Origin of the sequence: uncultured Limimaricola sp., assembly GCF_964022235.1 — a bacterium.
Taxonomy (GTDB): Bacteria; Pseudomonadota; Alphaproteobacteria; order Rhodobacterales; family Rhodobacteraceae; genus Limimaricola.
Genome location: NZ_CAXHZL010000019.1, coordinates 25,673 through 43,383 on the forward strand (window position 1 = coordinate 25,673; position 17,711 = coordinate 43,383).

Below are 17,711 nucleotides of genomic sequence, written 5' to 3' on the forward strand. Positions count from 1 at the left end.
GGCCGCCCATGAGCCGTCGCGCTCCCCGCGCGGGGGTGACTCTGCTGGAGCTTCTGGTTTCGCTGGCGATGACGGCGGCGCTGGCGCTGATCCTCGGGAGCATGCTCGAGACGACGGCGCGTAGCGCGACCCGGCTCGGCACCGGAGCGGAACCTCTCGACCCGTTGCTCGACCGCCTGGAGCTGCGGCGCTGGATCGAGGAGATTCCGGTCGGCGTGGCGTTCGAGGGCGGCGCGGCTGATTTGAGCTTCGAGACGCTGATCGATGCGCCGCCCTTCACGACGGCGGTGCTGACCCGGGTTGCGCTTGGCCGGACGAACGGCGCGCTCCGGGCCGTTGCGCAGCTGCCCGATGGCAGTCCCGGCCGCGTCGCTGTCCTGTCCGCCGCGACCGATGGGCTTCTGCTCGAATACTGGGGCCAGCCTCCCGGTCACGAGCGCCGCTGGCACGCCGCCTGGCCGGCCGGCGCCGGGCTGCCTGAGCTGGTGCGCATCCGCTACGACCTCGTGGGACGCGCGCTGCCGCCGTTGAGCGTCCGGCCGGCGCGTGCCGCCCGTCAAAGCACGATATCGCTGTCTTCCCTGCCGCCGCCCGGCTGACCGTCCCGCCCGAGAGTCAGGATCTCGAAGCCACCGTCCTGGACCGGGTAACGGTAGAGATAGTCTCGGTCCCAAGGGTCGACCAGGCCCTCCGGTCCGTCGAGATACGGGCCGCGCCAGTCGCTCGCGGCGGCCGGCGCCGAGATCAGCGCTCCGAGCCCCTCCGCCTCGGTCGGGTAGCGGCCGACGTCGATGTAGTAGAGCTGCAGCGCGCTCTTGAGGTTGGCCAGACCGATCTGCGCCGTCTGCGACTTGGCGCGGCCGAAGTTGTCCATCAGCCGCGGCGCCGCCAGCCCGGCCACCAGCACGATGATGGCCATGACCACCATGATCTCGAGCAGGGTGAGCCCGGCCCGGGGATTGCGTCGAACGGGGACTCGGTTCAGTGCCATGACATGCTCGGAAACTGCAGCAGAAAGACCATGTAGATGGCATAGGCTAGGAACGGCCCGAAAGGAATGCCGGATTCGCGACCGAGACGCCCGGTGCCGCGTCCGGCGAGCAGCATCGCAATCCCGCCGAGGCAGGCGAGCAGCAGCGCCCACCAGATCCCTGCGAAACCGGTGCAGAGTGCGCCGGCGCCGATCAGCTTGGCGTCGCCGATACCCAGCCCCTCCCGCCCGGTCCGCTGAAAGAAGACCCCGCCGCCGATCCACAGGACCGCGGTCAGCGCGCAGGCGAACGCGACCTCGATCCACAGCGTGTCCGGCCGCGCGACCCACTGGAACCACAGGCCGCAAAGCGCGATGATCAGCGTGGCGGTGTCGGGGATCTCGAACCGGCGCATGTCGGTGACGCTCAGCCAGATCAGCGGTGCCGCGAGAACCAGCGCGAGCGAAGCGCCGCCGCCGAGGGGGGCGAGCCATGCCGCCGCCAGATACGCCACGGCGTAGCTTGGGACGAGCACGATGAGGATCGGAAACGCGGAGTTGCGCATGCAGAGCTATCCTGGGGCCGGGCGAGAGAAAAAACGCGGGATCGCCTTGCCCGCCACGCTGGCCGGGGTGCTGCTCCTCGCATCCATGGCATTGTTGCTCCAGTCCCGCGGCGCCGCGACGGCCAGGGTGCTCGCCGGAATCGAGCGACACCACCGCGAGGCGCTGGACGAGGCGGGCGCGCTGGAGGTGGTGCGTGCCCTCTTGGCATCTTCAGCGCCCGGTGACATCGCGCGTTCTAACCTGCCTCGGCTCGACGGAAGCCCGTTTGTCCTGCTGCTGAACGGCACGAGTTGGGAGGTGCGCGCAACCGACGTAGAAGGGCTCATCGATCTCTACCTTTCGCCGCCCGAGGTGCTGGCGCTTCTGCCGGCGGAGGCAGCCGGCATCGACGCGCGCCGCGCCGCGCTTCTGGAGGGGCTGCCGCCGGGCACCCGGTTTCCGAGCGAAGCCCAGACCTTGGCCCGCCTGGGCTTCGACGCTGCGGCGCGGGCAAGGCTGGCGCCGCTGGTCACGCAGATGGCCCGCACCGGCGAGATTAACCCCGATCTGGCCCCGGCGTCGATCCGGGCCGCCGCGGCGACCCTGGCCGGCGCCGACCGCGCCGCGGGGCAGACTGCCGAGATCGATCTGCGCAAACGCGCGGTCAACCCTGTAACTGCCGCGGCGCCCCGCTGACCCCGGTCGAGCTTCGGCCGCGGTCCCCCGGTCATTCGCGGGCCGCGCCATGGGCATGGACGGCGTGATCATGCGCGGCATGATCAGGATGGGCGTGATCCGCCGCCGTCCCTCCGCCCTCGCGGGTCAACTCCTCGAACTCCGCCTGCAGATAGGTGAGTAGGTCCTCGATGTCCGTGGGCGACAGGTCCATGAACGGCATCCGCACATCGGGGAACCGGGCATCGAGCGCCACGGCCACCGGATCCCCGTCCCGCAGCAGGATGTCCGGCGCCGCGAGATACCGCCGCAGCCATGCCCGTTCGCGCCGGAGCGTCACCCCGGCAAGATCCGGGCCGATCCGCGTGCCCGCACCGATGCTATGGCAGGCGGCGCAGCCTTGGAGAAACAGCGCCTCGCCCGGGTGGCCGTCGAGCCTGTAGGCCTCCGGTGCGTCGACGACGGCGCCGACATCGTCAGGCACCCAGTCCGGGTCCAGTTCCAGAATCGACTGCATCAAGGTGCCGAGGTTGCCCATCACCGAGCTGCGCCGCCAATGGCCGGTGCGGTCATTGCCGATTACCATGTCGCTGCGGTGCTCCGACAGGGAACGGCTGCGTTCCCCGAGCCTGTGCCGGATCGTGTCGATGTCCTCCGCCTGCCCTGTCAGGAACAGCCATCCGTCGCCCACCCCGAAGGCCTCGGCGAACCGGGCCAGCTTCTCCGGCGTGTCGGTCTCGGGGGTCAGCGATATCGAGTAGAAGAAGATGTCCCGCCCCATCCTGTCGCCGAGCCAGTCGTAGACCTGCGCCAGCCGGGCCGTCGAGAGCGAGCACAGGTCGGGGCAGTCGGTATAGATGAAGCTGATCGCCACGATGCGATCCTCGATAAGCTCGTCGTAGAACCGGACCTCCTCGCCCGAATGGGCGATCAGGGGCAGGTTCGTGAAATAGCTCGCGTCGCGGGGCGTGGCGGCGACGGAGCCAGCGGTTGCCAGCCCCGCCAGCCCGGCCGCGGCGAATGTGGTCCATGCGTGTCTCGGCATCTCGGGCCTCCTGCGCCATCGCACGTGCCGATCCTCAATCGGGCAGGAGCGAGGGAAAGGGTTTGAAGGTCGCGCTGAATGGGTTGCCTTCCGGCGTGATTTCGGGATGGGAATAGGTGACCCCGCGTTCGGTCGGATGCGGCGTCGGCACCACCACTGCGTGTATCCGGGAGGTGCGGGGATCGTTCGGATCGGTCAACACGTCGAACCGCATGATCATCGCCGAATCTTCGTGCAGCGTGTTGTGGCAATGGCTGACGAACGCGCCGCCGTATTCGCCAAACTGCACTTGGATCCGCACTTCGCCGGTGCGTCCCGCCGCCCAGACGTCCTTGCGCGAACCCTTCTCGACCTCGGAGAGCGGTCTGAGGCCCCTGTCGATCGTCACCCCCTCCTCGAAGTGCAGGTGCACCGGGTGGTCCCAGCCGCCGCCGGGGTTGCGCAGCACCCAGTGCTCGACCTCTCCCGGTCGCGGGATCAGCGTCGAGATCCGGTTGGCATTGAAGGCATGCGACCGCTCGCCGTTGACCCGCATCGTGTAGGGGTAGGCCTCGCGATCCGGGCAGTCCGGCGTGCATTCGCCGGTCTTGGAATCGCGCGGGTCGTCGCCGCCCTTGCGGAACTCGATCAGCCTGACGCGAACCGGCTCGACCACCGGGATCGGGTCCGTGAGGCGCAACGGCACCCGGCTCGGATCGGGCTGGGTGGCGCGGTGCCGGACACCCGGCACGTCGACGCTGTCCACCTCGCCGACGATGCGGAACTCCAGCAGCGCGCCCACCCCCGGATCGACGACCTTGCCGCGCTGGATATCGCGGAAGTGCTCCAGGTTGTCGGCCCCGCGCCCGTCCTGGTGGCTGAGCATGTTGTAGAGCTTCAGCCGGTCGCCGATCCTGAAGTTTGTAAAATCGATCACCACGTCGAGCCGCTCGCCGATGCTTTGCTGATCGAGGATCGAGACGGTCACGGGCCGGGTGATGAGGTTGCCGTCGGTGGCGATGACGGTCATCGGCACGATCCGATCGCGGCGGTCGCGCAGCTGCAGCTGGACGAAGCGTGACATGCCGGCGTTCAGGATGCGGAACCTGTATTTGCGCGGCAGCACCTCGAAGAACGGCTTGTAGGCGAAGTTCACCAGCATCAGGTCGCCGACGAAGCCGTCAGTGTTGAAGATGTCGAAGAAGTATTGCCCCTTCTTGTCGAGCGCGCCGTCCGAGATCATCAGGTTCACGTCGAAATCGATGTTGCCCCAGTCGAGCAGCGATCCGCTGGGCAGCCGCAGATTGACCCCGTCCTGCAGGGTTTCGTTTCCCCGGTCCGGACCGCTGTAGTAGTTCAGCATGCCGACATGGCCCTTGTAGACGTTCTCGGCGGTGAAGAAGAACCGGTGGTCGTGGAACCACAGGCTTGACTGCAACTCGCGGTAGTCGCCGGGCAGGTGAATGAGGCCGCCATTGCCGTCGGGTCCGGACGCACGCGGATCCGTGGCATCGGTGTTGATGCTGTCGGCCCGCGCCAGCGTGGTGCTCCAGTGATAGTCGTAGAACTGGCCCGGGAAGAAATGGGCGTTCGACGCGCCATCGCTGGCGGAGGCGTTGTGGGCGTTGTGGTTGTGCGTCGACTGGCTGATGGAGCCGAAGCCGCCGTTGTCATGTTCGTTCTCGGGCAACATGTTGTAGTTGCGGAACAGCGCCGGCTCGCCGTAGCGCATCTTGATCAGCGGCGGCTTCGCGGCGGTCTCGAACGCCTGGCCCGATGCGAAGGTCCAGACCGCGTTCGCCTCCTGCGGCGGCATGTCGGGGTGGAACGACCAACCCTTCGCGACCGGCGTGTGCGACATCACGAAGCCGACCTTCGGGAGGTACTCCCGCCATCTTTGATGCGCGAAATACTCCCCCGGCGGCCGCCCTTCCATCGGGCCGCGCTTGGTCATCGGATTGACATAGAGTTCGCCATCCGTGGCCGAAAAATCGGTGTGGTAGGACATGCGCCGCCCGGCGTGCCACTCTGTGCCGTAGGGAAAGACGACGTCTATCTCCTGGCCCCGCTGGGCCGGGGTCAGAGGCAACGGCGATTGCAGGTTCAACCGCGGCAGCTTCTGGGTGAAGGGCTGGACCCCGAAGGTGGGACTACGCGGCACCCCGGTGATGTTATCGCTCCCGGCGGCCAGGGCGCTCTGCGCGAACGGACTGAGACCGTTGATGCAGGCCAATGCGCCGGTGGAGGTGAAGATCCCCCATTTGAAAAGCTCCCGCCGGCTGACCTGCCCGGTCGACAACGCCTTGACGATCTCGGCCCTGTTGCGGCGCGCGTTCTCGGCTTCCCTGATCCGTTCCTTCGAAGCCCCCTGTTGAATATACATGGCATACCTCAATACATGTCACACCGACGGAACCGCCCGGACAATATCGCCGACGCATGTTCCGATCGCGCAATCGAACTATATACCCGTCACGAAGACGGCATACGAAAATGGAATTGAAATTCGGGTATTCGTCACGCGAACCAGATCGTTCGCGCCCGGTCAGAATTGATCCCCATCCATCGACCGGATTGCCTGTCCCCAGAATAGCGTCAGCCTTGGAAACGATCAAATAATTAATGTAAAAACTACCGTTGGTACGCTGTCGCAGGGCTTTCCAGCCAAAGAGCCTAAGCCACTGTTATAGATGTATGAATATGAGAACAGGCCACGGATGTTCCGGCACCGGAATCAGACCTGCGCCAAAGTGCACCGCGCGTTTCCCCAAGTACGAAAAACAGGACCTCCGAAAGGCAATGACATGAAGGAACGAGCCGCCTGTCGCCCCGACATTCTGGCATTCGACCTGATTCGATTCGGCCCCTTTTTCCGGTGGCGCCGCGACTGGATCGAGGCCAGTCTGATCCGAATACTCGGCTTGCCTCGGAGAGTTTATAACCCCTGAAAAGGGTATCTTCGTTGCTCGACATTCGACCGCGCCCGTCGTGTCCGATCAGCCGAAGTTGAGACCGGGTTCCCTCCATGCCACGCCCTGTGACGTCACCGGAAATTCGGTCGTCGGCCGGATAAACTTGGGTTTATGTCCGTCCCCTATTGGTTCAATTTCCTACTCTAAACCACCGGCGCATGGCGCGGCCCGCCGATCTCTGTCGCAATGGACCGGACTGGACCCGGGCCGTCGTCCGGGCAGTTCATCGGGAGTTGAAACCCATGCCAAAGCGTTTTTTTGCAACCACGGCCCTGTTCGTGTTCGGGGCAACCGCCGTTGCGGCTTCGCCCGAGGGCGAAGCCCTGTTGCGCGAGTATCGCGCCGAGAACTTCACTCGCGTCGAGGTCAAGGAAGGGCCCACGCAATACAAGGTCGAAGCGTTCAAGGACGGGATGAAGGTCGAGGTCATCTACGACCGGAACCTGCGCATCCTCAAGCAGGAGACGGAGCGCGCCGATCCCGGCGAGGACCGGCCGGGTTTCGAGCTTCGATCGGAAACGCGCGACTTCCTGCGGGTCGACGATCGCGTCAAGGGAAGGGATGACGATCGGCCCGAAGATGAGGCCGACGAGGACGAGCAGGACGACGGCAAGGGACGTGGCCGAGGTCGCGGGCGGGGCGACGACGATCGCGACAGGGATCGTGACGACGAAGACCGTGATGACGAAGACCGTGATGACGATGATCGGGACGAAGATGACAATGACGACGACGACGATGACGACGATGACAAAAACAGGTCGGGCGACTAGATCGACCCCCATGGGCCGGGCCGCGATCCTGCGGCCCGGCCACCGCACTGTCGGAACCCGGGAAATGGTATTGGTATGACGGCGCAATTCGGACTCCGCGCGATGATGCGATACCTCGCTCGCGTATCGGTGCTGTGCCTCGGCCTATTGGCCCTGCCGCTTCCGGCGATGGCGCAGCCCGTCCAGGACGCCATCGTGAGTCAGCTGCAGTCGCAGGGTTTCACCGACATGGAGATTTCACGCACGCTGCTCGGTCGCACCCGTATCGCGGCTTGGCGCGGCAGCACCTACCGCGAAATCGTCTTCAACGTCGCCACAGGCGAAATTCTTCGCGATTATTGGGAAGACAGAGATCGATCCGGTACGCGAAGCGTTCCTCGGCTGATCAACCCGGGCGGTGCACGATCCGGCGGCGAGGGTGACGGCAGGGATCGCGATGACGACGGCGGCGATGATGACGCGGTAGACGACCGTGACGAACGGGATGATGCTTCCGGCCGTGGGCGAGGCCGCGGACGCGGCGGCGATGACAATGACGACAACGAGATCGAGGACCGCAGCGACGACGATTCCGGGCGCGGGCGTGGTCGAGGCGAAGACGACGATGAGGACGAGGACGAGGACGAGGACTGATCAAACTTGGGGCTTCCGCCTCCTACCGGGGAGTTTCTACCGCGATGATTCATCGATGGGCCATCCTCTGGATCCTCTCGATCCAGGCCGTCTGCGGGCTGTTCTTCATCGGAAATATCGTCATCTCGGTTCTCGGCACGACCACGATCGCCTGGCTCGCGCACGAGCTGATCGAGATCGGCGCCGCGATCGGTCTGCTCCTGGGTAGCCTGCTCGGCGGCTTGGCACTGCGACGCAGCCAGCAGCGCAACGCGCGCGTCGAAGCCCAGCTTCGAGCGGCGTCGGGCGCCTTCATGGACCTGCTGGACCAGAGGTTTCGGGAATGGGCCCTGACACCGGCCGAGCGCGACGTCGCCCTGTTCGCGATCAAGGGCTTGTCAATCCAAGATATCGCGGCCATGCGCCGAACCAGCGAGGGCACTGTGAAGGCGCAGACCGCCGCGATCTACCGCAAGGCCGCCGTGTCCGGACGGCCACAGCTGCTGAGCCTGTTCATCGAGGACCTGATGGATGGCGCGGTTCTGCCGCGCCGTTCGGGCGAACCGTCCCGGACCGCTGGCGGGAACTCGGTCGCCGAAACCGATGCGAAGGATGCGATTGCCAGCCAGTCGTCGGAGGCGCGGGCCGCCCCTCGCTCCGGTGTGCGCTGAACCGAGACCACACCCCCCGGAATTTTTAAGGTGGACCCGGCGTAGGCGTCGAACCGAGGCGCAAACTATGCCGCCGCAAAGAAGCGAAGGCCGCCATCGCGATGATGGCGGCCCTGCTTCGTGCTGTAACGTGGTGGGATCATAGCGCCGATCCGGCCAGCGGGGGACTACAGCCTGAAGTCTTCGGCGGTCAGGTCGTACAAGCCGAGAAGTCGGATGCGCGCTTCGGCGCCAGTGTCGAGATCGGTATCGAGCAGCACGATGGTGTTCTCGCCTTCGTGTACAAAGCGGACCTGGTTAGTGCTTCCGGCGGTGAAGGCGGCGGAACCAACAAAGTCGAACGGCATGGCAACGAGACCATTGAGATCGATCACATCGCCACCGGCGACGCCCGCCCCCTCGAAATCGAGGATCGTGTCGCTGGCGCTCAGGCTGCTGTGGTTCAGCGCGACGAAGATGAACACGTCGCTGCCTTCGCCCCCCGTCAGCTGGTCGGCTCCGACGCCGCCGATCAGCTCGTCGTCGCCCGCCCCACCGTCGAGGATGTCGTTGCCGCTGTTCCCGAAGAGCTGGTCGTCGCCCGCGCCGCCAGACAGGTCGTTCACCGCTCTGCTGCCGAAGAACAGGTCGTTCCCGGCGCCACCGATCAGGTTCTCGACACCGATGACGGTGTCCGAGGTTTCGGCGTCGATCCCGCTGCCGGTCACGACCGCCTGAGACAGCCCGAGATCGATCAGGAGGTTGGAGGTATAGGCGCCGTAATCGACCGTATCGAGGCCGGAGCCGCCGTTGAAGACGTCGCGGGCCGCGTCGACCGTGGCGACTAGCAGATCGGACCCTGACCCGCCGGACAGCAGGTTCGCCAGCGCATTGCCGGTGATGCTGTCGTCGCCCGATCCGCCGGTGACGTTCTCGATGTTCAGGATCGAGCTGAAGCCGGTCGCGGTGCCGGCGCCGAGGTCCACCTCCACATCCTCGGAGCTCTTGGCGTAGGACAGCAGGTCGGTACCGTCCGCGAGATCGAGATCGATCGCCTCGACGTTCAGGATGCTGGAGAACCCGGTCATCGCGGTGATGTTGACGCCGTTCCAGAACGCGCTGACCGAGTTGTTGCCGGAGCTGCCGGCCATGCGGATCGTGTCGGCATCGCTGCCGCCGTCCACGCTGTCGGTGCCGTCGCCCCAGTTGTAGTAGATCAGGTCGGATCCCGCTCCGCCGGTGATCAGGTCGGTGCCGGTGCCGCCCGCAATACGGTCGTTGCCGTGGCCGCCGTGGATCGTGTCGTTGCCCGACTGGCCGTAGAGCACGTCGTCCCCCCCGAGCCCGGAGAGGCTGTCGTCGCCGCTCGAGGCGAAGATGACCTCGTCCATCGCCTCTCCGGCGAAGACGTTGACGCCGGTGCTGCCGCTGCGCAGCACCATCGTCTCGTCCTGCGTCGCGCCGTTCAGGTCCAGACGCAGGTTCATGACGTGGTTCTGGTTGCTTCGAAGCGCCCCGGTGAGCGAAAGCCGCCCGTCGGCGGCGACCGAGATCAACGAGCTGCTGTTGTCCCGCAGGCTGAAAGACCCTCCGCCGATGTCGCTGGTGAGGAAGCCGAGCGTCGCCCCCTGGCCGGGGAAGGAGGTGCTGCCGGGCAGGACCAGCGCCCGAAGGCTGATATTGGCATCGAGCACGGTGCCGATCGGACGGGTCAGATCGACGATCTGGTCGGCGAACTGCAAACGCTCGATGTTCTTCAGGAAATCGGTGTCGTCGACCCGTCCGCCGCGGGCGGCCAGCGTGTCGGTGATTGCGATGAAACCGTCACCGTTCATGTCGTAGGCGGCCTGCAGGATGTTCTCGCCGCTGTCCCCAACGTCGCCATCGCCGTTCAGGTCGATCCGTTCGCCGCGGCCCTCGATGAGATATTCGTTCAGGTTGCCGGAGAACAACGCGGTGTCGACATCACCCGCCGCTTCGGAGCTGCGGATCTCCCGGACGATCGACATGTCGCCCGGGTTGATGGTCCGGTCGAGCAGAAGCGAGGTCAGCGAGCGGCCGCCGAAGGCCGGTTTGGTGAAGTCCGGGTCGCCGTTGTCGTGGGTGTGGAAAACCCGGCCCGCGAAGGGCCCGGCCGCGGCCGTCGAGCTGTTGAGCGACTCGGCCGAATAGACCTCGGTGCCGACCAAGATCCTGATGCGAACGTTGAGCCAGGCGTCGCCGTCGATGACGTCGAAGCCGCCCCGGCCCTCCAGCAGGTCCGAGCCCGCGCCGCCGAGCAGGATATTGCCGTCGCGATACATCACCGTTTCATCGTCGAAGGAGCCGGGCGCGAGCTCGGCGAGCGTGGCGCGCAGGTCGCCGAACCAATCTGTCATGCCCGTAATCCGGGCCAGGCCCTCGCGGTTCAACGCGTGGTCCGCGAAATCCAGCCCCGCATCGAGTCCCCCCACGGCGCCCAGCGAACCGCGGTTGTCGCCGCGGATCACGTCGTCATGCCTCCACCCGGAGAAGGCCTCCATCGCGTCGAAGCGGTCGCGGAGGATATCCGACGGGACCGACGTGAAGATCCTGAGATTGGCGTCCCAGTTCACGCCTGCGATGTCGTACTTGCCGATCGCCCAGTCGAAACCGAACATGCCCTCGAAGCGCTGCACGCCGACCCCCGAAAAGGCGATGTCGTCGCCGGATTCCAGGTCATAGTCCTGGTCGTTGCCCTGACCCCAGGCCACGTCGTGGCCGATGATCGAGGAGTTGAAGAACAACTCCGAGTTCTCCCCCGAGATCGTGTCAAAGCCCTCGCCGCCCTCGATCCAGTCGTCGCCCTCGTTGCCCAGCAGGTTGTCGGGCCCCGAACCGCCGAGGATGAAGTCGTTGCCCTCGCCGCCAAAGCCCTCGCTTCCATCCTGGCCGATGATCAGCACGTCCTGGCCCTGTCCCCCGAACAGCAGGTTCACGCCGCGCGCCGCGGCGATCACGTCGTTGCCGCGCTCGCCGCGCAGGAAGTCGTCGCCGAACGGGTTCTCGATGACATCGTCGCCGGCGCCGCCGAACACCTGATCCGCGCCTTGACCGCTGTTGATGTCATCGTCGCCCCCGTCGCCCCAGATGGTGTCGTCGCCGATGTCGGAGATCAACGTGTCGGCACCCTCGGTCCCGCCGAGCACGACATGCTCGCCGCCGCGGAAAACCAGCGTGCCGCCGTGGTCATGACCGCCGTCGGTCTTCGTGGAGCCCTCGTAGTCGCGGCGCACTTTGGGATCGATGGTCTGCAACTTCGGGTCGTCCCAGATCGGATCGAGGCCAAGACCATCCGGGTTGTAATCGCGCTGCGCGATTCCACGGTCCAGCTCGAGGATCATGTCGGGCGTCAGGAAGGCGCTGCCGCTCATGTGCGGCGCGTGGACCGACCCAAGGGCCGAATTCCGCATCATGATATCGGTGAAGGTGTTGGCCTCGAGCGCATCGAGCAGATTCAGCCCCTGGGTCCGGGACAGGTAATAGAACCGGTCTCCGTTCTGCAGCTGCTGCATCTGGTATTCGAAGATGAAGTTGAAGGTCGAGCCCAGCATGCCACCGAATTCATTGATCTTTTCGGCAAGCCCGCCGACCCAGAGATCGACCCGGTCGAGACCGCCACGCTGGCTCGGCCCGGTGGCCCCGGCAGCATAGGCGCCCCTGCCGTCGAGAAAGTCGCGCCGGTCGAGCGGCACGTCGTCGTCGATCCCGTCGCCGTCCACGTCGAGGGGGGCTCCCAGCACGAGAAGCGTCGCCGCCGCGCGCTTCTCCTCCAGGGTCGCCGCCTGTTCGATCAGCTCGTGGTTGCCGTAGGCGGACACGAAGTTGATCAGGGACAGCGGGTTCTTGAGATGCTGCGCGAAATCGTTCCAGCTCGCGTAGGGCTTGAGATCCGCCACGCCGAAGTCGTTGTAGAGCTCGGCGCGCACCTTGTTCAGCGAGGCGACGCCGGTCTCGCGCGCCCGGGCGATGTTGAGCGCCGCGAGATCGAGCGGCAGGCCGAGCAGGTTGCTTCGCAGGGCCGGCACGATGAACTCGTCGATCTCGGCCCCGACGTCCATGCTCAGGCCGCGCAGGATCGCGCCCTGAATGTCGGCGATGTCGGTCGCGGTGGCGGTATAGGCCTGCGGGTTGAGAAAGGCCTCGATCAGCGAAAGCTGCGAGCCGTCCCCGCTGGTCGGCTGCAGATCGTTGCCGATCCGGTCGACCGTGTCGGTCAGCATCGAGTGACCGAAACGGTAGACCGCGTGCGCGAACTCGGCGAGGATCGACGGGTCGATGTCGGCAGTGTTGGTGAAGACGAAGGGATCGACGGCCGGCTGGATCCGGCGCGCGAATTCCTCGAACACCATGTGCTGGTACTGCATCTCGGTCGAGAAGCGGGCCGCCTGGAACAGGCGTTCGCCGTTCCAGTGCAGCATTTCCGCGAATTGCTCGAGCGCCCCGCGGTCAGTCGGCAGCGCATCGAGCTGAGCCTGCGTCATCTCCTTGAGCAGCCACTCGTTGATCACCGCGAGATCGCGGCTTTCGAGGATGGTCAGCTTGTTCTCCTCGAAGATGCGGTTGTGCTCGGCATGGAACACTGCATGGACCGCCGTCAGGCCGATGTTCTCGTTGCCGCGCCCGTCGCCGGTGATGAAATGCGCGTCCAGCATTTCGTCGTCATAGGTTCTGGGGTCGAGATCGTCGTCGACACCGGGGTCCACGTCCGGGCGCATCGGCGTATCCGGGATCCGGTCAAAGTTCGAGTCGTACTGGCCGGGGTTGGCGTGGTGGGCGATGTCGTCGAGGAACGCGGCGCCGGCCGCAAGGCTGCCCTCGGTCGTGATGCCTTCGGCCGTGCCCGACTTGAGCGTGCCATCCTGCATCACCAGCTGCGCGTAACCGGTGTCGCTGAGGGTCAGGTTGCCATAGGCGTCGGTGGCCAGAAGTGGCACGCGGTGCACGTCGAAATCGGTGAGCCTGATGCCAAGCACGTCGAGCGCCTGCTTCTTCACATCCGCCCAGGTGCCGATGGTGCCGTGCATCTGGCCGTCGAGAAGCCGTCCGGTGGAGTAGGCCCTGGGGCCGTCGCCGATATCCATTCGGACCTGCTCGCGCAGGAACACCTGATGCGAGGCATGCGACGTATAGGTCTGGTTCTGATCGACGTAGGGCGTCGTTGTGTTGGTGTGCTGCGGCACCCCGTTGGCGTCCACGGGGGTGGCCCGCGTCAGCGCCATGAAGCGCAGCATCGGCGGCAGGTCGTCGGCGGTGCCGAACACCTTGTCGGCCCCGGCGATCAGCGGATCGTCGGCCGCGAGCGGCATGTAGACGGTACCGTTGCCGCCCTTGGTGACCAGGTCGAGCCCGTGGTCGAAGAATTGGCCGAAGATGGTGAACAGGCTGTTAAAGGAGGGCGACAGGCCGATGTCCGGCGAAATATTCTCGATGCGAAGGCCGCCTTCCGGTCCGACCTGCAGATCGTAACTGGCCATCAACCGGTCGAGATACGCCAGTGCCTCCTCATGGCTGCCGGTAGCACCGCCTGCATTGGCGAAGGCGACGGCGTAGTTCGCCTGCGCCGTATTCAAGGCGGCTGTCGCCGTTGCAAGCGTCGCGCCCCTTAAAACCGCCTCAGCTATCGCCGGCGCGAGTTCGGCCTGAAGACCGTCCACGACCTGCTGCGCGACACCACCCGGAACGGCGGCATAGGTCTCGGCGGCCGTGGTGGCGATCCCTAGGGAGGCCGCGTCGGTCACGTCGACCGACGCCAGCGCATCGATCAGTTTCGACGTCTTCTCATGCAAAATCAGCGCCGCTTCGGTGGGGGAACTCCCCAGCTTCGTGATCAGGGCCGCGACCGAGGTCGCGGCCGCCGCGGCGGCCGTCTGCGCGGCTTCCAGGAACGCCGCCAGATCCTGACCCTCGGGCGCTGCGAGTGCGTCGGCCAAGGCCTCGACGGCCGCCTGCGCCGCGATTGCATCCTGCTGCGCCGTCAGCGCGGAGGCCTGAGCGTCGTCCAGGAACAGGACCTTCGCGGAGGCCGCGCTTTCGGCCTGTGCCGCGGCCGCGTGATCGGCGACCGCCTTAGCCATTTCGGCCTGCGCCTTGGTGACCGCAGCGCTGGCGCTGCGGCTCGAGACGGCGGTGGTCAGCGTGGCCTTGTAGGCCGAGGTGATCGCATCCACCGCGTCGTTCGCCGCGGTGCCGGTGATCCCGATCACCTTCAGCGCGGCATAGATCGCGGCCGGGTTGGCGACGGTCTGGTCCACGATCAGGTTCGAGATCACGCGCGGATCGGCATCGACCACGTTGCCCGGCAGGCCATAGTTGGTGTTGGTGAAGTGGCCCAGTCTATCCATGTCCTTCTCGTCGATGAACACCGGCGTGGTCAGGCGCGGGAACGGCTGGTCGGCTGCGCCGAGCTTCTCCTGGCCGGGCAACAGGTTGTTGTCGGTCCCGTCCACGGTCCGCAGACCCGCGGGCAGAAGCGCCGCGTCGACCGCCGAAACGTCGTAGACCTGCTGGATCGCCGCGATCGTCGACATGCCTTCGGCATGCAATTCGGCGATCCGGATCTGTTTGAGGATGTACTGGAGGTCATGAAGATTGACGTGAAAACTCGTCGTCATGGCAAAGTCCCCTTTTGCACAGGCGGCAGGAGACCAATTCCCGAATTCAGTTTCCGAGCACGATGTCTCGCCTGCGCCCAGGCAAGAGCCCGGCGATGCTGCAGGTTTCGATTCTGCGGAAACGTTCTGGACCCCTGTCCGACACCTGCAGTTAGAGGGCGCGGGCGTTGGCTGGCAATGGAGACTGAAGTCGGGCCGCCATCAGACTTAGGTCGCCCGACTCGGGCTCGCCCCGGCAGGGCCCGTGCCGGGACTGTTGTCGGTTTCGACCCGCCCTCCCGACGCGCCCTGATCCGCTGCGATGGCCGCGTCCGGCGCGGTCAGCGTCAGGTTCTGCAGCGACCTCGCTTTCGGAACCCCTCGAAACCTCGATTTTTTTTCCGGTTTCCATGCCCGGAACTGGCCGTGCAAGGTCCGTTTCATACCAAGCGAGATCCGTTAACCATTTCGTTTGCCAGATTCAAAAACTTAGCCTAAATTATTCTCACATGTTTTAGTCGTTTTTTCGCGGCAGATTTCGCGCTTTTTCACGGCGCCCTTCGAAATCGCGTCCGCCACTCGGGTTTTTGCGACCATGTATAGCCCGTTGCGTTTGCCTCGGCCCGAGTTGGGATTGCTGCAGAAGTTTCTGTATATCAGCCTTCTCTTCATTCTCCCCGGCGCCGTGCTTGTCGGCATCTGGACCGCCACGCGGATCGAAGCCTTCGTGATGAAGGATCTGGGCCTGCATGCCGGAATTCACCTCGATGCAGTCATGGCCCTACGACGGCCCGACAGGGGATTGCCCCCCGGTTCGGCGGTCGAGCGAGCGCTCATGGCGTTCGAGGCGCGCTCTGCCGGCGCGCACATGTCGGCCGAGCGGCTCTGGGCGCCCGATGGCCGGGTGATCTTCGCGGCGGATCCAACGCAGACGGACCGACGGTTGAACATCGGGCATGGCATGGCCGAAGCCTTGGCCGGTCGCATCGGCGTGCAGCCGGGTGGGGCCGACCTCCCGGGGTCCCCGCCCACGATCCGGGCCTTCGTTCCGGTTCGGGACGATGTCACGGGCGCGGTGGTCGCGGTGGCGGAGTTCGCCCAGGACGCGACATCGGCGATGTCTCTGCTGTCGTGGAGCCGCAGCCGCACCTGGTTGATCGTCGGGCTCGCCATGGCGGCAATGTTCGGGGCGCTGTATCCCGTCATCGCCCGCGGTCAGTCCCAGATCACGCGGCAGCGGCTGGACCTCGACGATCGGCTGAGGGAGTTGACGCGCCTGCATCGATCGAACGCCCTGCTGCAGATGCGGCTCGATCGGGCCAGAACGCGGCAGGTTGACGTGGAACCGCATCTGCGCCGCATCGGTGCCGACATCCATGACGGGGTGGGCCAGCTTCTCGCCATCGCGCTGCTGAAGATCGACCAGCTGTTTCCCGACGGCGCCCGCAACGCGGATCAGCGCGCGATCCGCGACATGCTGGAGGACGCCATGGCCGAGATCCGCGCGATGGTCGGACAGCTGATGCTTCCACACCTGAAGTCCATGAGCCTCACCACCGCCGTGGAAACCATGGTCGCGAAGCACCGCCACCGCACGTCGACCGATGTCGACCTGTGGATCGAGCCGGATCTCGGGCCGGTCGACGATGCCGTGAAGGTAGCAGTCTGCCGCTTCGTTCAGGAAGGGCTGAACAACGCTTTCAAGCATGCGCATGGTTGCGGACAATCGGTGGTCCTCACCACAAGCGAGGCGTGCCTCCTCGTTACGGTCAGCGATCTCGGTCCGGGGTTCGATCCGCAGGACAGCCCCGGTCTGCACGGCGGCATGGGGCTCGTGGGCCTGCGGGACCGGGTAGAAAGCGTCGGCGGCGCATTTGTCATATCCAGCACGCCCGGCGCAGGCACGGTGCTGTCGGGTCGATTTCCGATGACGGGGGAGGCATGATCATGTCCAAGCAGATACAACTCGCCGTTGTTGATGATCACCCGCTTGTACGTGACGGGATCGTTCATGCGATCTCATGCGCCGCGTCGCTGCGTGTCGTCGCCGAAGGTACAACGGCGCAAGACGCGGTGGGAATCGTCCGCTCGCACGAGCCGGACCTTCTGTTGCTGGACCTGAACCTGCCCGGCCATGGGCTGGGCGCGATCACCGAGATCGCGGCGCTGCAATGCCGGACACGGGTCGTCGTGCTGACGGCGTCCGAGGCGCCGGAGGATGTGATGGCGGCGCTACGCGGCGGTGCCAGTGGCTATCTGCTCAAGGGGATCGGCGGCGCGCAACTCGTGGAGATCCTGATCCGGATCCACGGATCCGAACTCTATGTTTCCCCCGAACTGGGGGCCCGAATGCTTTGCGACATCAGCCGCGCAGGAAAAGGGATACCGGCCGACAAGGCACCGCTCCTCAGCGAGCGCGAGACCGAAATCCTCGTGCTGATCCGCCGTGGGCTCGGGAACAAGGAAATCAGCTTCGCACTTCAACTGAGCGAGAAGACCGTGAAGCATTATCTGACCAACATCTTCCGCAAGATGGGGGTGCACAACCGAACCCAGCTGGCCATGAGGGGATGACGCGATCGGTGGTTATGCGGGAGCCATGATACGGACATTTGGTTGCAGAGCGTACGACTGACCGCGCCGCTGGCAGATCCATTGCAATCGAGGTGCTGCGCATTGTAGGAATCTGGTTGCTGTGAGCGATACTTGAACCGCGACTCCGCGGTAGGTTCAGGGTAGGGCGCTCACGTCCTCTTCTCCAGCATCTTGGTCCGGAACACCTCCGCGGGGGTCTTCCATCCGAGGCATTTGCGGGGCGTGGCATTCAGCCGGTCGCAGATTTCGCGGATGTCGTGGTCCGAGAGTTTGCCGATGTCGC

At 65.5% G+C, this 17,711-nt stretch carries 13 protein-coding genes and 1 pseudogene; 7 read left to right on the top strand and 7 right to left on the bottom strand.

Going from position 1 to position 17,711, the window contains the following annotated elements; all coding sequences use genetic code 11:
- Positions 1–8 precede the first annotated feature (8 nt).
- Positions 9–599 (top strand): hypothetical protein, encoded by a 591-nt coding sequence (locus AADJ02_RS17750; RefSeq protein WP_341214337.1) that lies wholly within the window; start codon positions 9–11, stop codon positions 597–599.
- On the opposite strand, the gene gspG is transcribed toward AADJ02_RS17750, so the two are convergent.
- Both gspG and AADJ02_RS17760 read right to left on the bottom strand, forming a co-directional pair.
- Entirely contained in the window at positions 557–991 is a 435-nt protein-coding gene (gene gspG, locus AADJ02_RS17755; RefSeq protein WP_341214338.1) for a type II secretion system major pseudopilin GspG, read from the bottom strand. The two genes, AADJ02_RS17750 and gspG, sit on opposite strands and share 43 nt — an antisense overlap.
- A complete protein-coding gene (locus AADJ02_RS17760; protein ID WP_341214339.1) occupies positions 982–1,536 on the bottom strand; it encodes an A24 family peptidase in 555 nt (184 codons plus the stop codon). Before AADJ02_RS17760 ends, gspG begins: the two co-directional genes overlap by 10 nt.
- Here AADJ02_RS17760 and AADJ02_RS17765 point away from each other — a divergent pair.
- Positions 1,535–2,212, top strand: a complete 678-nt coding sequence (locus AADJ02_RS17765; RefSeq protein WP_341214340.1) for a hypothetical protein — start codon at positions 1,535–1,537, stop codon at positions 2,210–2,212. The two genes, AADJ02_RS17760 and AADJ02_RS17765, sit on opposite strands and share 2 nt — an antisense overlap.
- Before the next feature lie 31 nt (positions 2,213–2,243).
- Here AADJ02_RS17765 and AADJ02_RS17770 read toward each other — a convergent pair whose 3' ends face one another.
- Positions 2,244–3,236 (bottom strand): SCO family protein, encoded by a 993-nt coding sequence (locus tag AADJ02_RS17770; protein ID WP_341214341.1) that lies wholly within the window; start codon positions 3,234–3,236, stop codon positions 2,244–2,246.
- A gap of 34 nt (positions 3,237–3,270) precedes the next feature.
- Positions 3,271–5,598, bottom strand: coding sequence for a multicopper oxidase domain-containing protein (locus tag AADJ02_RS17775; RefSeq protein WP_341214342.1), 2,328 nt, complete (start codon positions 5,596–5,598; stop codon positions 3,271–3,273).
- A gap of 747 nt (positions 5,599–6,345) precedes the next feature.
- Between AADJ02_RS17775 and AADJ02_RS17780 the strand changes: the two genes are divergently transcribed.
- The 3 genes from AADJ02_RS17780 to AADJ02_RS17790 all read left to right on the top strand — a co-directional run bounded on the left by AADJ02_RS17780 (position 6,346) and on the right by AADJ02_RS17790 (position 8,243).
- Entirely contained in the window at positions 6,346–6,960 is a 615-nt protein-coding gene (locus tag AADJ02_RS17780; RefSeq protein ID WP_341214343.1) for a PepSY domain-containing protein, read from the top strand.
- A gap of 75 nt (positions 6,961–7,035) precedes the next feature.
- The gene (locus AADJ02_RS17785) at positions 7,036–7,593 is read left to right on the top strand and encodes a hypothetical protein (RefSeq protein ID WP_341214344.1); all 558 of its coding nucleotides are present in this window, start codon (positions 7,036–7,038) and stop codon (positions 7,591–7,593) included.
- Positions 7,594–7,637: 44 nt separating this feature from the next.
- Positions 7,638–8,243: a LuxR C-terminal-related transcriptional regulator gene (locus AADJ02_RS17790; RefSeq protein WP_341214345.1), complete on the top strand. Its 606-nt coding sequence runs from the start codon at positions 7,638–7,640 to the stop codon at positions 8,241–8,243.
- A gap of 167 nt (positions 8,244–8,410) precedes the next feature.
- Here the strand turns inward: AADJ02_RS17790 and AADJ02_RS17795 are convergent, their stop codons facing one another.
- Entirely contained in the window at positions 8,411–14,854 is a 6,444-nt protein-coding gene (locus AADJ02_RS17795) for a peroxidase family protein (RefSeq protein ID WP_341214346.1), read from the bottom strand.
- A gap of 493 nt (positions 14,855–15,347) precedes the next feature.
- The gene (locus AADJ02_RS17800; RefSeq protein ID WP_341214347.1) at positions 15,348–15,584 is read right to left on the bottom strand and encodes a hypothetical protein; all 237 of its coding nucleotides are present in this window, start codon (positions 15,582–15,584) and stop codon (positions 15,348–15,350) included.
- Positions 15,585–15,668: 84 nt separating this feature from the next.
- Here AADJ02_RS17800 and AADJ02_RS17805 point away from each other — a divergent pair, with 84 nt between their 5' ends.
- On the top strand, positions 15,669–16,778 hold the full coding sequence (locus AADJ02_RS17805) for a sensor histidine kinase (protein WP_341214348.1): 1,110 nt from the start codon (positions 15,669–15,671) through the stop codon (positions 16,776–16,778).
- A gap of 2 nt (positions 16,779–16,780) precedes the next feature.
- On the top strand, positions 16,781–17,407 hold the full coding sequence (locus AADJ02_RS17810) for a response regulator transcription factor (RefSeq protein WP_341214349.1): 627 nt from the start codon (positions 16,781–16,783) through the stop codon (positions 17,405–17,407).
- 170 nt (positions 17,408–17,577) lie between these two features.
- Here the strand turns inward: AADJ02_RS17810 and AADJ02_RS17815 are convergent.
- Positions 17,578–17,711: pseudogene (locus AADJ02_RS17815) on the bottom strand (IS30 family transposase); the annotation flags it as partial.

Coding starts and splice junctions, on each gene's coding strand:
- AADJ02_RS17750 (WP_341214337.1), top strand. CDS start 9: ATGAGCCGTCGCGCTCCCCGCGCGGGGGTGACTCTGCTGGAGCTTCTG.
- gspG (WP_341214338.1), bottom strand. CDS start 991: ATGGCACTGAACCGAGTCCCCGTTCGACGCAATCCCCGGGCCGGGCTC.
- AADJ02_RS17765 (WP_341214340.1), top strand. CDS start 1,535: ATGCAGAGCTATCCTGGGGCCGGGCGAGAGAAAAAACGCGGGATCGCC.
- AADJ02_RS17760 (WP_341214339.1), bottom strand. CDS start 1,536: ATGCGCAACTCCGCGTTTCCGATCCTCATCGTGCTCGTCCCAAGCTAC.
- AADJ02_RS17770 (WP_341214341.1), bottom strand. CDS start 3,236: ATGCCGAGACACGCATGGACCACATTCGCCGCGGCCGGGCTGGCGGGG.
- AADJ02_RS17775 (WP_341214342.1), bottom strand. CDS start 5,598: ATGTATATTCAACAGGGGGCTTCGAAGGAACGGATCAGGGAAGCCGAG.
- AADJ02_RS17780 (WP_341214343.1), top strand. CDS start 6,346: ATGGCGCGGCCCGCCGATCTCTGTCGCAATGGACCGGACTGGACCCGG.
- AADJ02_RS17785 (WP_341214344.1), top strand. CDS start 7,036: ATGACGGCGCAATTCGGACTCCGCGCGATGATGCGATACCTCGCTCGC.
- AADJ02_RS17790 (WP_341214345.1), top strand. CDS start 7,638: ATGATTCATCGATGGGCCATCCTCTGGATCCTCTCGATCCAGGCCGTC.
- AADJ02_RS17795 (WP_341214346.1), bottom strand. CDS start 14,854: ATGACGACGAGTTTTCACGTCAATCTTCATGACCTCCAGTACATCCTC.
- AADJ02_RS17800 (WP_341214347.1), bottom strand. CDS start 15,584: ATGCAGGCCCAGATCCTTCATCACGAAGGCTTCGATCCGCGTGGCGGT.
- AADJ02_RS17805 (WP_341214348.1), top strand. CDS start 15,669: ATGGCGTTCGAGGCGCGCTCTGCCGGCGCGCACATGTCGGCCGAGCGG.
- AADJ02_RS17810 (WP_341214349.1), top strand. CDS start 16,781: ATGTCCAAGCAGATACAACTCGCCGTTGTTGATGATCACCCGCTTGTA.